The sequence below is a fragment of the Patescibacteria group bacterium genome (assembly GCA_018896645.1).
Taxonomy (GTDB): Bacteria; Patescibacteriota; Patescibacteriia; order UBA2591; family JABMQE01; genus JAHIMF01.
In genome coordinates, this window is the sequence record JAHIMF010000033.1 from 1 (window position 1) to 13,505 (window position 13,505).

At 37.3% G+C, this 13,505-nt stretch carries 16 protein-coding genes and 1 tRNA gene; 10 read left to right on the forward strand and 7 right to left on the reverse strand.

Annotation, left to right across the window (positions count from 1 at the left end; all coding sequences use genetic code 11):
• Positions 1-82: 82 nt before the first annotated feature.
• From KKD20_02255 to rpsT, 3 genes are all read left to right on the forward strand, one after another.
• On the forward strand, positions 83-298 hold the full coding sequence (locus tag KKD20_02255; GenBank protein MBU4331925.1) for a hypothetical protein: 216 nt from the start codon (positions 83-85) through the stop codon (positions 296-298).
• 319 nt (positions 299-617) lie between these two features.
• The gene (locus tag KKD20_02260; protein MBU4331926.1) at positions 618-968 is read left to right on the forward strand and encodes a hypothetical protein; all 351 of its coding nucleotides are present in this window, start codon (positions 618-620) and stop codon (positions 966-968) included.
• A gap of 18 nt (positions 969-986) precedes the next feature.
• Entirely contained in the window at positions 987-1,262 is a 276-nt protein-coding gene (gene rpsT, locus KKD20_02265; protein ID MBU4331927.1) for a 30S ribosomal protein S20, read from the forward strand.
• 252 nt (positions 1,263-1,514) lie between these two features.
• Here the strand turns inward: rpsT and holA are convergent, their stop codons facing one another.
• Complete coding sequence (gene holA, locus KKD20_02270; protein ID MBU4331928.1) at positions 1,515-2,480, reverse strand: DNA polymerase III subunit delta; 966 nt, start codon at positions 2,478-2,480, stop codon at positions 1,515-1,517.
• Positions 2,481-2,561: 81 nt separating this feature from the next.
• Positions 2,562-3,308 (reverse strand): hypothetical protein, encoded by a 747-nt coding sequence (locus KKD20_02275; protein MBU4331929.1) that lies wholly within the window; start codon positions 3,306-3,308, stop codon positions 2,562-2,564.
• Positions 3,309-3,567: 259 nt separating this feature from the next.
• Here KKD20_02275 and KKD20_02280 point away from each other — a divergent pair, with 259 nt between their 5' ends.
• The 5 genes from KKD20_02280 to KKD20_02300 all read left to right on the forward strand — a co-directional run bounded on the left by KKD20_02280 (position 3,568) and on the right by KKD20_02300 (position 6,443).
• Entirely contained in the window at positions 3,568-4,095 is a 528-nt protein-coding gene (locus KKD20_02280; GenBank protein MBU4331930.1) for a hypothetical protein, read from the forward strand.
• A gap of 174 nt (positions 4,096-4,269) precedes the next feature.
• Positions 4,270-4,680 carry a response regulator gene (locus KKD20_02285; protein MBU4331931.1) on the forward strand — a complete coding sequence of 137 codons (411 nt, stop codon included), beginning with the start codon at positions 4,270-4,272 and terminating at the stop codon, positions 4,678-4,680.
• Positions 4,681-4,722: 42 nt separating this feature from the next.
• Positions 4,723-4,944 carry a hypothetical protein gene (locus KKD20_02290; protein ID MBU4331932.1) on the forward strand — a complete coding sequence of 74 codons (222 nt, stop codon included), beginning with the start codon at positions 4,723-4,725 and terminating at the stop codon, positions 4,942-4,944.
• A gap of 178 nt (positions 4,945-5,122) precedes the next feature.
• Positions 5,123-5,752, forward strand: coding sequence for a hypothetical protein (locus KKD20_02295; GenBank protein ID MBU4331933.1), 630 nt, complete (start codon positions 5,123-5,125; stop codon positions 5,750-5,752).
• Positions 5,715-6,443 carry a nucleotidyl transferase AbiEii/AbiGii toxin family protein gene (locus KKD20_02300; protein MBU4331934.1) on the forward strand — a complete coding sequence of 243 codons (729 nt, stop codon included), beginning with the start codon at positions 5,715-5,717 and terminating at the stop codon, positions 6,441-6,443. The genes KKD20_02295 and KKD20_02300 overlap by 38 nt, the downstream gene beginning before the upstream one ends.
• 73 nt (positions 6,444-6,516) lie before the next feature.
• On the opposite strand, the gene polA is transcribed toward KKD20_02300, so the two are convergent.
• Complete coding sequence (gene polA, locus KKD20_02305; GenBank protein ID MBU4331935.1) at positions 6,517-9,294, reverse strand: DNA polymerase I; 2,778 nt, start codon at positions 9,292-9,294, stop codon at positions 6,517-6,519.
• Between the two features lie 126 nt (positions 9,295-9,420).
• Between polA and KKD20_02310 the strand changes: the two genes are divergently transcribed.
• Both KKD20_02310 and KKD20_02315 read left to right on the forward strand, forming a co-directional pair.
• Positions 9,421-9,846 carry a hypothetical protein gene (locus tag KKD20_02310; GenBank protein MBU4331936.1) on the forward strand — a complete coding sequence of 142 codons (426 nt, stop codon included), beginning with the start codon at positions 9,421-9,423 and terminating at the stop codon, positions 9,844-9,846.
• Positions 9,847-10,043: 197 nt separating this feature from the next.
• Positions 10,044-10,119: transfer RNA gene (locus KKD20_02315), tRNA-Cys, on the forward strand.
• 91 nt (positions 10,120-10,210) lie between these two features.
• Here KKD20_02315 and KKD20_02320 read toward each other — a convergent pair.
• The 4 genes from KKD20_02320 to KKD20_02335 all read right to left on the reverse strand — a co-directional run bounded on the left by KKD20_02320 (position 10,211) and on the right by KKD20_02335 (position 13,463).
• Positions 10,211-10,720 (reverse strand): 3D domain-containing protein, encoded by a 510-nt coding sequence (locus KKD20_02320; GenBank protein ID MBU4331937.1) that lies wholly within the window; start codon positions 10,718-10,720, stop codon positions 10,211-10,213.
• A 188-nt stretch (positions 10,721-10,908) separates the two neighbouring features.
• Positions 10,909-11,595, reverse strand: a complete 687-nt coding sequence (locus KKD20_02325) for an HAD family hydrolase (GenBank protein ID MBU4331938.1) — start codon at positions 11,593-11,595, stop codon at positions 10,909-10,911.
• 73 nt (positions 11,596-11,668) lie between these two features.
• Entirely contained in the window at positions 11,669-12,763 is a 1,095-nt protein-coding gene (queA, locus tag KKD20_02330; protein MBU4331939.1) for a tRNA preQ1(34) S-adenosylmethionine ribosyltransferase-isomerase QueA, read from the reverse strand.
• Positions 12,764-12,884: 121 nt separating this feature from the next.
• A complete protein-coding gene (locus KKD20_02335; GenBank protein MBU4331940.1) occupies positions 12,885-13,463 on the reverse strand; it encodes a PH domain-containing protein in 579 nt (192 codons plus the stop codon).
• Between the last annotated feature and the right edge of the window lie 42 nt (positions 13,464-13,505).

The following is a 13,505-nucleotide window of genomic DNA, read 5'->3' on the forward strand; positions in this document are numbered from 1 at the left end:
ATAATTGTCGGAATTGGTAAATATTTTTCATGGATTAAAGCTGCCAGCTCTTTATTGATTATATTTCATCTCTGGTTATGGCATGACTAAAAATATAATCAATAAAGAGCTGGCAGCTTTAATCCATGAAAAATATTTACCAATTCCGACAATTATTCTATTTGTAATCCATAGCGGCTTGGGAGCTCGGATTTTACTAAAAAGAGCCAACTTGTCGAATGATAAAATTATTCGCTATGTGATGTTTCTAATTTTCATAACACTGCTCTTGACCCTGCTCTATTTTGAGCTAAATTAATTTTAGCGTATTAATTCTGCTTAGACAAGGCTGTCCACTTGACAAAAAACTTTAGGGGTGATAAGATAGGAATCAAGTTGGAAAGTATAATAAATTTAATAAAAAATAAACTTATGCCAGAGAGAGAAATACCATACACGCCAGCAGAAGCGGAGAATCCGGAAAAATCAGAACACCTTATAAGTGTTGAAGATGCCCTTTTGGAAAGCGCTAAAGAAGTGGCTCCCAACGTTTAAAATAAAAACTTGCATAAAAATAACATATAGTATATGATAAAAATGCCTTCAAAAAAAGGCATTTTAATGATTTATAAAAACCCATGTCAGCCTTACTCAATACATTAAGAGACCTGGTAACAAACTCTGTTATCCAGCCAGAGGACCAGAATGACCTTTTGGTATTTTTACCGATTTTGCCGGAAGAAACAATGCAAAATCTTATCAAGGTTTTTGAGGCTGAACCGGAAAAAATAAAAGAGTTTAATGATAACTTTAAATCTAAGGTTAGGGCCATTACCGGCGGCAGTGATGATGAATGGAATAAAATCATCGAAGAAGAAGAAAAAGCCCAAAACGAAATTCCTGAGGACGAAAAAGAAGTGGATGATGAGACCCTATATAATGCCAATTACGATTCCGAAAATCCAGATTTAAATGAAGAGAGTTCTTAATTTTAACTAGTCAACTAAGTGCCTATCAAAAAATCAGCCATGAAAGAATTGCGAAAATCCAAAAAAAGAGCTTTGCGAAATAAGCAGGTTTTGGATAATATAAAAACATTGATAAAAAAATCCCGCAAAGAGATTGAAGCAAAAGGTGAAAAAACAGGTGATTTAGTTAAACAAACCATTAAAACCCTAGACAAAGCGGCGCAACATAAAGTGATAAAAAGAAATACTGCGGCGAGAAAAAAGTCACGGCTGATGAAATTATTTAACGCGAATATTCATAAATCTGAACGCTAATTTCACCCCGAACGATTCGCTCCGCCCATCTGCGGGGCAGGCGAATCACGAATATTTATCAAAACAACTTCTTCTTATGAATAAAATACTAATAAACAATAGATCAATGACACAACGAAGACGCCCAACTGTTATCTCTATTATTTGGGATTGTTTGTTAGTGTTTAAAAAACCCCTTTAACTATTTATTTTAAATTATATCTTAACAAACGGTCCTAAATAGGATCGTTTTTGTTTACTCATTCAACTTCATTAATAACCCACATCCATCTGTGCCACCAATAAATCAAACAGCGCCTCTGGCTCAATACTGCTGGTTTTTAGTTTAACATCAATGCCAAGCAATTGACTGTAAATTTTTTTCAACTCGTCAAAGGTAAAATTCCGGGCTTGAGGAATGGACTTCTGCACAGCATAGGGGTGTAAACCCAATTCCTTAGCTAAACCATATTGGGGCCGGTTGTTGGCTAAAGCATCCTTAATTTGTAACAAAATTTTAATTTGCCGAGCTATCATGGTTAATAAGTATTGAAACGAAATCCCGGCATTTATTTGGTCAGCAAAAAGTTTAAGCGCTCCGGCTTTATCCTTGCGGCTAAAAGCATCTGTAAGATTAAAAATGTTTTCATCAGCCCTGGCCCTAACCAAAAGCCTAACATCATCAACCTCAACTGCTTTCCCTTCTTTATAGCCTAGAAGCTTATCAATTTCATTAGACATCTGCCAGAGATTATTGCCAACACTAACCACTAAGGCCTGAACTGCCTCCCGAGTAATCTTACCGCCTCGGGCTTCCGCTTCTTTTTTAATCCACTGATTTAGTTTGCTTCCCGTGAGTGGTTTGAATTCTTCAGAGAATTTTTGGGTTAAGAGAATTTTAAAAAGTTTTGACAAATGGCTTTTGTGCTCTTGGTTTTGGATAAAAATGAGAATGTTATCAGCATCACCCTCATTCCTCTTGACACAATTCTCAATTTCAGTGAAAATGCTTTTATCTTTGCGGTTAGAAAATATATTTTTAATAATCACCATTCTTTTCTTTATAAAAAGCCCGCCAGACAGAACGGCTTTACGAAAGGATTCAACGGTGATTTCCGCGCCTTCCAATATTTCAATATTAATACCGCTGGCATCAATATCACGAAGGAATTTCTGCTTGTATTTATTTAATTTTTGCTGGATTCGATATGAATCCACGCCATAGAGAAAAATTATCATAATTTGAGGAATAAAGGATGAGTCATTAGTCATGAAAAAACTAAAATCCTAATGGCTAATTCCCTAATGACTCATGACTCGCTATTTCTTAGCTATTTTCCAGAGGAGGTTGAAATAATTTTTATAGCTTTCGGCGACTTCACGGCTGATGATTTCGATGATGATTGGCGGATTGGAGTAGATGAGAATAAAAACTTTGTCGTTATAAATTGAAGTGCCGGCTGGATTAGAAAAATTGACTGGCAGATATTTGGTTTCTATTAAAGGGCGAGTTAACGTTTTTTTGTCTGTAAATTCGTCTTTGCGAATTTCGTAACTAAGAAGTTTGAGAATATTTTGTTTTTTGTTTCTGACTTTATCAAAATATTCTATTGTATCTCCCATAGCATTATAAAATTTTTGTCCGCCAGCTCCCATAACATAGATTGTTTGATCGGGTTTGATATAATTTATTGCATTTTTGTGCGCGGTTTGGAAACCTTCATCGCCCTCATAGATTACGACTTCTACTTTTTCTGACTTTTTGAGTTTGGCAAGCTGGGGGATGAGAGCTTTGGCGATGTTAAATTGTTCTTCTTTAGCTTGGAGAATTTTTTCTGGATTTAGGGCTTTAAAGTGTTTGACGCCTCTTTGGTCTGATTGGCTGACGAGTTTGCGATTGACTAATTTGTTGAGTGTATCATAAACAATATTCCGGTGTAAACCAGTTTTTTTGATTATTGGGCCAGTGGAAGTTAGACCCATATCCAATAAAGTGAGGTATATTTTTGTCTCATGGTCAGAAAAACCGAGTTTTTGTAACTGATTTTCTAAATCTTTTGTACTCATAATTTTAGTATACACTATTGCGAAATTTATGTAAATTGGTAAAAATGATGAAAAAATATATAATTCAATCTTGGCTAAGATTAGCCTAATATTTACATTTGTTAATATAATACTTTCATATTATCATCCGAAGGGGTTGACAAAATTATTTAGGTATGCTATACTTAAGTATCAAGATAGAGTTCTTGAAAATCAAAAAATAGCCATTTTCTAGGGATGGTTGGAAATGCACCTTGAAAAGCGGTAATTCTAGATAACCGTGAAGGAGGATGAGATGAAAGAGCTAAATATAGTAATTCTAAGGCCGTGGTCTTCATCTGTAGATAGGGATATTGTCTCTCTGACTTTCAGAAACTCTATAGTGAATATCACCATAGAGTCAATTTCGGAGAAAAACCTCTGGCATGAAGAGAGCCGAGAGGAAAGTTCAGTATCTTTCAATCTCGCTGACGAACAAGAAAAAAGCGAGTGGACCGACATTTGTAAATTTTTTTGCGAGGAGATGGAAGCTTTCGCTAGAGAGAATACATGGCATCACTCGTCACATTATTCCATGCAGCGGGCGGAAAAAGATGGGTTTTTGGAAGTCCGCTACAACCAGTGTATAAGTTTTCCTACAAGAAATGAAATAGTAAAAAACGAAATGATTATCTACTTTGAAGTAGGGGCAGAGAGGATGTTGCGTGAAAATGTAAAAACGCAGTTGGAGATGTCGGACACCCAAAGTCGTGAAATGTTTCAGGAACTAAAAAAGTTCATGCGAAATTGGGTACCCAAAGAAGAATAGTTTGTTCTTTAAAAGCCCATGTATGTTGGGACGCAACGCATGTGAGTTAGGAGGAAGTTATCACTGCGCTTTAGTGACAGCTTCCTCCTCTTTCTCAAGATAGCAAAGATTTGCTGGCTTGAGAGAGAATTTGTTCATTACAACACACACCCGCAATAGTGGAAGGAGGAAAAAATGATTAAGATTTTGGTGATTGATGATGAGATAGGCAATCGTCATACTGATTATCATCAGGATTTCGTCAAAAAATACAGTGACCCTGATTTCCAGTTTGTATTCTGTGATGGTCGGAATGAGAATCGTCAATATACCATCCAAACTGTGCTGAATTTCGTTCGGCAAAATCTGGATGCCGACATCATTATTCTTGATCGAGTTTTTGGCGATCAGAACCAATTCGGTGTCGAAACACTGGGGAGGATTAGAGAATTGAGTCCTAACATTCCAGTAGTAATGCATAGCAGCGAACTCGACTCGGATACCAGAACAAAGTGCACTTTTTTTGGTGCTGCTGGTTTTCTGAAAAAAGGGATTACGGTTGAGAAGTTCCGAGAAGAAATTTTTCGCCTGGTAAAATCAAAATAACAAGGGGGTGAGAAAATGAATTGGCACGGGATAACGGTGGGAATGGATGAGGCTAGAAATTTAGGCTTCCTTAACGGGGTGCAACTCGTCTCTTCAATGTGGAGGAATTTATCTCAAGTTTTACCACCCGAAGAGATGGTGAAGGCGGTGGTAGAATTTTACGATGAATTTGAAGTAGAAATGATTTCTGGAAAAACATTGGGAGAGCTAAAGACTTTTGTGGGACACTGGCAGTTAAGGAAGCTGCAAGACCTTAAAGAGTGAGCCCCCGAAGCAGGGTTTGTACAAAAGCCCACGCGTGTTGAAGTTTAACATGCGTGGGCTGTTTTTTTTGTTAATAAAATTTGTTGACAAAATCCTTGACAACTATAAAAACATAAACTATACTAATAATAGCTAATTCAGTATTGGGACATAATAGTCCTTTAAATGAAAGGGTGATATGAAGAAAAAATTAAGCATTGTTGCAATGCAAAATTTCATTATAGATAAACATAAATATATTTTTACTCCTCTGGATCTTGAGAGGTATTTCGGAGTTAACTATGAAACAGCCAAAAAATTTATTTTAAGGAATGTAAATAAAAAAATTTATACAAAAATAAAAAGAGGACTATACTTTGATAATAATTTTTCGCCGCGAGAATTTGAAATCGCTAATAAGTTATACTCGCCTTCTTATGTTTCCTTTGAATATGCCCTAATGTTTTACAGTATAATTCCGGAAACAGTTTATCCTGTTATTTCAGCAACAAGCAAGACAACGCGAGAATTTACAGTGGCAAATATTGATTACCGTTATTATCATTTAAAAAAACAAGGGTTTACCGGCTATCTTAAAAAAAACATTGATGGACAGATGATTTATCTGGCCGAGCCGGAAAAAGCACTGATTGATTATTTGTATTTTGTTGATTTAGGCAGGAAAGCGCTTTACGACAGAATTGATGTTAGTAAAATTAATTATCAAAAAATGATGGAATTTGCAAAGCTATTTAAGAGGTCATCACTTGAAAAATTAACTAAAAAAATATATGATCGAGCAAAAAGAACTAAAGAGATTATCTACTAGAATGCAAACTAGCAACATGATGGTGGCTAGGGAATATGTTCAGCACTATGTTTTATCAGAGCTTTATAAACAAAAGGGGTCTGATAGATTGCTATTTAAGGGTGGAACGGCTCTACGCTTTATTTACCAGAGCCCAAGATTTTCAGAAGATCTGGATTTTACTGCCTCTAGAAATATCAGCTATCAGGAGATAGAAGATTTATTAACTCAAATTTATTTTAACCTTGAAAGCTGGGGGTTTAGCGCAGAAATTGACGAGGCCAAAGAAACGACTGGCGGCTATTTAGCCAAAACCGTTTTTTCTTTTTTGGACAACAAAATTAATTTAAAAATTGAAATTTCATTTAGAAAAAAACAAAAAAAAATAGAAAAAGAAATAAGCCAAATAAGAAATGAATTTTTGCCAACTTATGATATTATCCATTTAACTTTGGAAAAAATTACTGCGGGTAAATTAGCAGCTTTGATGTCTAGAAGCAAACCGCGTGATTGGTATGACTTATATTTTTTATTGAAAAATGATTATCTGGACAGCAATCAAAAAAAAATACTGCCCGAAATTTTGGAAAAATTAAAAAAATCAAGAACTGCTTTTAAAAAAGAATTAAAAGAATTTTTGCCAAAGAGCCATCATTTGATAATTAAGGATTTTAAAAACATTTTAAAGCGGGAAATTATCAAGAATATTTAACGAGTTACCGCTTTTAGTTAAACTAAAAAACAAGTTCAAAAATTTGTCTAACATGTATGGGCTTGTTTTTTTATTATTTGATATTCAATGGTTTCAACTCCCCCCAATTCTGCCCCGCCTCAATCTCCGCCTCAATGGGAACGCGCAAGGTGTAAACATTTTCCATTTCATGTTTAATAATTTTAGCAATCTTTTCTGTTGAATCACTTTTTACTTCAAAAACCAATTCATCATGAACCTGTAAGAGCATTGTGACTTCATCACTATTATGTTTGGATAATTTTTGACTAAGATTAATCATGGCGATTTTCATTAAATCTGCGGCTGTACCTTGGATGGGCTGATTTAGGGCCATACGTTCGGCAACAGCGCGGATTTGCTGCACTCCAGAATTTAAATCTGGCAAATAACGCCTGCGACCGAAAAGAGTTTCTACATAACCCTGCTCCCGGCCGCGCTCTACGCTTTGCATAAGATACTTTTGTACTGCTTTAAAACGGCCAAAATATTTATCTAAAAATTCTTGAGCTTGAGCGCGCGGAAGCCCGGTGCGGGAAGCAATGCCGCTTACTCCCATGCCATAAAGCACGCCAAAATTGATTTCCTTGGCAGTTCGTCGCAACTGCTTATCAACTTGTTCTTCTGGAACGTCATGAATAAAACTAGCAGTAGCTGTGTGAATATCCTGATGCCCCTTAAAAAGGGAAATCATAACGGGGTCATTGGCAAGAGAGGCCACAATCCGCAATTCAATCTGAGAATAATCCGCGGTTAAAATTTTATAACCCGCGGGTGCTACGAAAGCTTTGCGAATCTCCCGGCCCAAAGAAGTACGAATGGGAATGTTTTGCAAATTGGGATCTGATGAAGAAAGCCGGCCCGTGGCTGTGATAGTCTGATTATAACTGGTATGCACGCGCCCGGTTTTGGGATTAATCAATTTTGGCAAAGCCTCAATATATGTGCTTTGTAATTTGGAAAGTTCCCGATGGTCAATGATTAAATCAATAATCTTGTGCTTGCCTTTTAGCTTATCCAGTTCCCCAGCCGCGGTGGAAACCCCGGTTTTAGTTTTGCCAAGACCTAATGGAGAAATTTTTAATTTTTCAAAAAGAATTTCTTTAAGCTGCAGCGGCGAACGGACATTAAACTTTTTGCCTGCCAATTTATAAATCTTTAACTCCAGGGCGTTGATTTTTCTTTGAACCGAAACACTCATCTTGCCTAAAAACTTATCATCAATTTTAACCCCGTTTTCTTCCATTTCAGCTAAAACAGAAACCAAAGGAATTTCTATTCTTAAAAGCAACTCTAAATTTTTATTCTCTTTTAATCTTTTCTCTAGTCGTTCTTTTAACCGCCAAGTGTAATCCGCATCTTCGCAAGAATATTGAGCTAAATCGCCAGTAGTCACCTCATCAATGCCAATTTTATCACGACCCTTGCCAATTAAATCTTCCATAGTAATCATTTGGTGGCCAAATTCCACAAAAGCTAAATTATCCAAACCATGGCCCCGGGTGCCAGGATTTAACAGGTAACTCGCAATCATGGTATCAAAACAAATACCTTCGAGATTTATGCCTGCCTGATGTAAAACCTTTAAATCATATTTAATGTTTTGGCCGAATTTTTGGATTTGAATATTTCCCAAAATCCCCCGTAGGGGTTGATTGCAATCAACCCCTACAGAACCAACATCAATATAATACGCCTTTCCGTCCTCCCAACAAAAACTAATCCCTAAAAGCTTAGCTTTTAAGGGATCATAATCCGTAGTCTCGGTATCCAAAGCAAATATCTTTTGCTTTTTCAATTTCTCAATAAAATCATCAAAATCTTTTTTATTATCAATAAGATGATAATTTTTATTATAAGGAATTTCTTTTTTGACAGCCGATTTTCCAAACAGACTGACCTGTTCAGATTTTTGTTGCTGGCCGTCGTCCTGTAGGGGTTGATTGCAATCAACCCCTACGTTATCAACCCGCGGCAACCGATTTAATAAGGACTTGAAATTCAATTCCTGAAAAATCTTGAAGACAGCCTGCTGGTCAAATGATTTCAAGCGGCAGTCTTCTAATTTAAAATCGATATTTAGATCATCAACAATCGTCACTAACTTTTTACTAAGCAAGGCGTCTTTTTTATGCTCAACAAGAAGATTTTTAGCTCGCTCTTTTTTGACTTTGCCAATATCGTTGTAAATGCCTTCTAAGGTTTTGAATTCTTTAATTAAGTCAGCAGCGCCTTTTTCACCAATGCCGCGGACACCTGGAATGTTGTCACTCGGATCACCACGCAGGGCTTTGTAGTCTATCATCTGTTCGGGTGTTAAACCGTAACGCGCTTTGACAGCACTAACATCATAAATAAAAGTATCGCTAATGCCTTTTTTCAGGGTGTAGACCTCGGTGCTCTCATCAATGAGTTGCAGGGTGTCTAAATCGCCAGTAACAATTATAGTTTTAATGTTATCTCCTGCTTTTTTGGCAAGAGTTCCAATAACATCATCAGCCTCAAAGCCGGCTTTTTCATAGATTTTAACTCTGAAAGTTGAAAGTAAATTTTTTAAAATTGGAATCTGCTCATAAAGTTCATCGGGCTGTTTAATCCGCTTGGCTTTATATTCTTTAAATTCTTTATGGCGAAAAGTTTTTTCCCGCCGGTCAAAAGTCACGGCAATATAATCTGGCTCTAATTCTTTGAGGACTTTTAAAAATATGGCAGTAAAACCATAAACCCCGCTAACTATTTGACCTTTGTTAGTGGTTAGGGGCGGAAGGGCGTGCCAGGCGCGGTGGAGCAAGGCGTTGCCGTCAATGATGATAAATTTTGGTTTTTTGGACATAATACAGCAGATTACAGCAGATTACAAACAAATTACTGCGACGAAGTTGACATTTTATCTACCGTCCTTTAAAGTGACCTTATAAGGGTCTAAAAAAATAATACTAACCAATAAGGAGATTCTAAGATGAAAATTGTAATCATAGGGAGCGTTGCATTTAGAAATGAGATGGTGGATTTCAAAAGTAAACTCAATACCATCGGACACGAGGCTATAATTTGTCCCGTGATGGAAGAGCTGGCACGCGGTGAAAAGCCAGAATTACTGAAACAGATAGGTGAGGATCACGCTCAGGCTAAAAGAATTGGGGGATTTATTAAGTGGTATTATAATGCCATCGTGGATAGTGATGCCGTTTTGGCTCTAAATTTTAATAAGGGGGGAGTGAAGAATTACATTGGAGGAAATACATTAATGGAAATTGGATTTGCTCACGTTCATAACAAAAAAATATTTCTTCTAAACCCAATTCCAGAAAATGTTTCCTACACTGATGAAATAAAAGCAATGACGGATATTGTCATCCATGGGAATTTGGACTTAATTGAATAAAGAGCTTTCAATTATTTTTTTTGAAACCGCATGGTTCGCTATGCGGTTTTTCTTTTCTATTCTTATACTATCACAAACATAACTTCCCGTAAATCCTTGATTAAAACTGTTTTTTCTGATATTCTGTAATTAATTAGGCCCACCCTCGCTCCACCCTGCGCTAAAGCTTCGGGTGATAAAAAAGCTTCGGCGGACGAGGCCACGTAGCCAAGTGGTTAAGGCGACGGTTTGCAAAACCGTTATTCACCGGTTCGACTCCGGTCGTGGCCTCCAGAAACAATAAATTTTTCATAAAAAAGAAGGTGAACAAGCGCTTGTCAACCTTCTTTTTTTAAATCTTCTTATTTTAAATTTTCATATTAAATTATTTTAAAGCCAATTCATCAACTAGAGCTTCTTCTAATATCTCCATCTTTAGCACTCGACTGCCGAACTGTTTGGCCTGGATTTTCTCTTCCATCCAAATATCTGCCTGATAATGATAGCGGGGATTCATCCGGTCATGGACCTCAAAAACCTTGTCGCCAAAATAATCAGGAAAACGGACTTTAGTGCCGAACCTTAAAAAATTAGCCGCAATAATGCCGTCGCGCACTACCGAACCGTTGGCAGTAGTAAAGGGCGTAGAATCGGTTTCATAAACACAAGAAGTATAAGCAGTTACTGTAATATAGCGAGTGCTGGCAGTTACATATTCTGGCTCAACACGCTCTGGATCATAAATAACTACCCGACGAAGCTCGCCTAAAGCCTCATTATTAGCTTGTTTTAGCCCTTCTACGGCTAAAACGCCGTGAGGCAGTAAGATATTAACAAAACTGGCCAAAATCAGCAAAATTGTTAATTTTTCGCTTAATTTAAGTATTTTTCTCATTTTTAGATGCTTTCTAGTCATTTTTGGCTAAGATTAGTAAAATTCTATTAAAAAAGCCCTATAATTATGATATCGTAGGGACTTTCCTCTTATACTTATATGTTAGCATATCTAGCGAAAAAAGTCAATAAAAAAGAGCTGGTCAGGCTCTTGTTTTTTAAAGACCGATTTTTTTCATCTCTGCCCCACTAACTATGCAAGGAATGTGGGATAACACCTCCGATTGACTCAACAAGGCATTTTTCTGGTACGCCTGCTTCCAGAAAATCTTCTCGCGTAGCAATACCAGTTAAAACCCCGACAAAATTTATGGGAACTGGCTTTAGGCGAGTGGCATAAAAATCATCAGTTGAGTCGCCCACATAAACCACTTTATCGGGGGTAATGTCCTGACTTCGCAATAAAGCCAAAACTTTATCAAAAACTTCAGGCTCGGGTTTACAAGCCTTATAATCTTCCGAGGTCTGAATATAGTCAAATAAATCCAAAGGTAAACCGGCTTTTTTAGACTTGAGATTAAAAGATTTTCTGTCCCTTGAAGTAACTATGCCTAAAAATAACGCCTGTTCCCTCAACCACGCCAAGACCTCTATAACGTCAGGGAAAAAACTAACTTCTTCTTTGGGAAAAACGTCTCTATAGTAAAGCTCGATATACCTTGAGAAATCAATTCCTGGCCAAAGAGCTTCAACTCCCTCCCGATAACGTTGATGCGTGCGCCAAAATTCTCTCAACTCTTCTGCTGACTTTGGTAAAAATCCTTGCCTCTCTGTCTTTTCCAGTATTTCCACTGCGCGATTTTGACCCCAGTAGGCTCCGTCAAGAGAATCTAATATAACTCCATCGGCATCAAACAGAACTGCTTCAATTTTCAATTTTTCCTCCTATCGTATGAGTTGTAGAAAGAGCTTTTTAATTAAATAATGTTATCACAATTAATTTAAAAAATCAAGCCTTAATAAACATTGCATCGCCAAAACTATAAAACCGATATTTTCTTTTGATGGCTTCTTGATATTCCTTCATGATGAGCGGCCGGCCCGCGAACGCGGAAACCAACATTAAGAGCGTTGATTTGGGTAAATGAAAATTAGTAATCAGGCAATCTACAAATTTGAATTTGTAGCCGGGATAAATGAAGAGATTGACGGGGCATGAGGCCTGAGGCCTGAGGCCTGAGGTTTTATTCTTTCTTTTAACAGTGGCTGATTCCAGAACTCTGACTGAAGTAGTGCCCACGGCAATAATCCGTTGGCCTTGCTTTTTGGCTTGGTTTAATCTCTTACAGGTGTCTTTATCTAAAATTGCAAATTCCGGATGCATTTTATGGTCTTCTATATTTTGAGTTTTAACCGGTGCAAAAGTGCCCAAGCCAACATGGAGGGCAACAAATTCAAATTGAACTCCTTTTTTCTTTAAACGATTAATAAGTCGCTTAGTAAAATGAAAACCAGCTGTGGGCGCGGCCACCGAGCCTTCAACCTTTGCATAGACTGTCTGATAATCTTGTTTGACGCTTGACGCTTGCCTGCCCGCCATTGGGGAGGCGGACTTGATGTAGGGAGGTGTCGGCGTATGACCGATTTTGTAAATTTCTTTTTTTAGAGATTGGCCGCGTTTGTTGAATTTGATCACCCCCGCCTTCGCCAAGGCTTTGGTGGGCAGGCATTTTTGCTCATCTGACTTTTTGAATAGTTCGCCTTTGAGCGTCTTGCTGAATTTTAATTTAAGTCCAACTCGTGCCCGCCTACCTCCAACTAAACACTCCCATGTATTGGAATTGAGTTGACGCAAAAGAAAAATCTCTAGCTTTCCGCCCGTGCCTTCTCGACGTCCATAAAGTCGAGCGGGAATAACTTTAGAATTGTTGAGAACCAGGATGTCACCTTTTTGTAAAAATTTTTCAATTTCATAAAATTTGCAGTGACTTGTTTCCTTAGTCGTCCTGTCTAAAACTAAAAGCCGCGAGTGGTCTCGCGGACGGGTTGGGCATTGGGCTATCAAATTTTTGGGTAATTTATAGTCAAATAAAGATAATTTCATAAAAATCCAAAATCCTAAACTCAAAATCCAAAATAAATCTAAAATCTAAATAACCAAACTAAAAATTTTTTAAATTTTGGATTTAGGATTTTTAGTTTTAGATTTATTAAACCAAAAACAATCATCTATGACCATCCCCGTGGCTCGGGGAAGCCAACTCCCCTGCCGGCATATTTTTTCTGCGCCATTCAGCCAGTTGCATAATCTTTTTAGTTACTTCGTAGGGGTGCGAGACTTCTTTAAAAACAAAACGTTCGTATGCGCCGGCTGTTTGGATATGCACATTGCCATAATGTAAAAAGGTTGGCAACAAACCCCGGACATCAGCAGTAACATCCTGAACCCGAAATAATTTTTGTTCGGAAATCGTCCTAAAAAATAAACCTCTTTGTTCCACGTTCACAATTCGCCTGTCAGTAACCACCCAAACATCAAGCCAATAATCAATAAACGCCCTAAATGCCAAACACCACCAAAAAAGATAAAAAGTGCTTACTCCCAAAATCGTTAGGGCTCGCGTGATTTCTCCTGAAAGCACATCTGGTGAAAAAGTTTTGTACAAAACATAAAAAATAAAGGGTGCTGTGGCGGCTAAAAAATAGGTGGCTGCTATTTTAGACAATGTAAACCAATGCCTGCGTAAAAGCAAAATAACTTTTTCATCATGGCCTTGAGATGGGAAAAAACGTTTTTTTATCATCTTTAAAATATCCCCCCGAACAAATCAATAGAAAGTTTCCAA

Excerpts from the sequence above, each read along its gene's own strand:
- polA (MBU4331935.1), bottom strand. The coding sequence starts at position 9,294 with ATGTCCAAAAAACCAAAATTTATCATCATTGACGGCAACGCCTTGCTC.
- KKD20_02290 (MBU4331932.1), top strand. The coding sequence starts at position 4,723 with ATGGATGAGGCTAGAAATTTAGGCTTCCTTAACGGGGTGCAACTCGTC.
- KKD20_02335 (MBU4331940.1), bottom strand. The coding sequence starts at position 13,463 with ATGATAAAAAAACGTTTTTTCCCATCTCAAGGCCATGATGAAAAAGTT.
- KKD20_02260 (MBU4331926.1), top strand. The coding sequence starts at position 618 with ATGTCAGCCTTACTCAATACATTAAGAGACCTGGTAACAAACTCTGTT.
- KKD20_02300 (MBU4331934.1), top strand. The coding sequence starts at position 5,715 with ATGATCGAGCAAAAAGAACTAAAGAGATTATCTACTAGAATGCAAACT.
- KKD20_02255 (MBU4331925.1), top strand. The coding sequence starts at position 83 with ATGACTAAAAATATAATCAATAAAGAGCTGGCAGCTTTAATCCATGAA.
- queA (MBU4331939.1), bottom strand. The coding sequence starts at position 12,763 with ATGAAATTATCTTTATTTGACTATAAATTACCCAAAAATTTGATAGCC.
- KKD20_02285 (MBU4331931.1), top strand. The coding sequence starts at position 4,270 with ATGATTAAGATTTTGGTGATTGATGATGAGATAGGCAATCGTCATACT.
- KKD20_02295 (MBU4331933.1), top strand. The coding sequence starts at position 5,123 with ATGAAGAAAAAATTAAGCATTGTTGCAATGCAAAATTTCATTATAGAT.
- KKD20_02310 (MBU4331936.1), top strand. The coding sequence starts at position 9,421 with ATGAAAATTGTAATCATAGGGAGCGTTGCATTTAGAAATGAGATGGTG.
- KKD20_02320 (MBU4331937.1), bottom strand. The coding sequence starts at position 10,720 with ATGAGAAAAATACTTAAATTAAGCGAAAAATTAACAATTTTGCTGATT.
- KKD20_02275 (MBU4331929.1), bottom strand. The coding sequence starts at position 3,308 with ATGAGTACAAAAGATTTAGAAAATCAGTTACAAAAACTCGGTTTTTCT.
- holA (MBU4331928.1), bottom strand. The coding sequence starts at position 2,480 with ATGATAATTTTTCTCTATGGCGTGGATTCATATCGAATCCAGCAAAAA.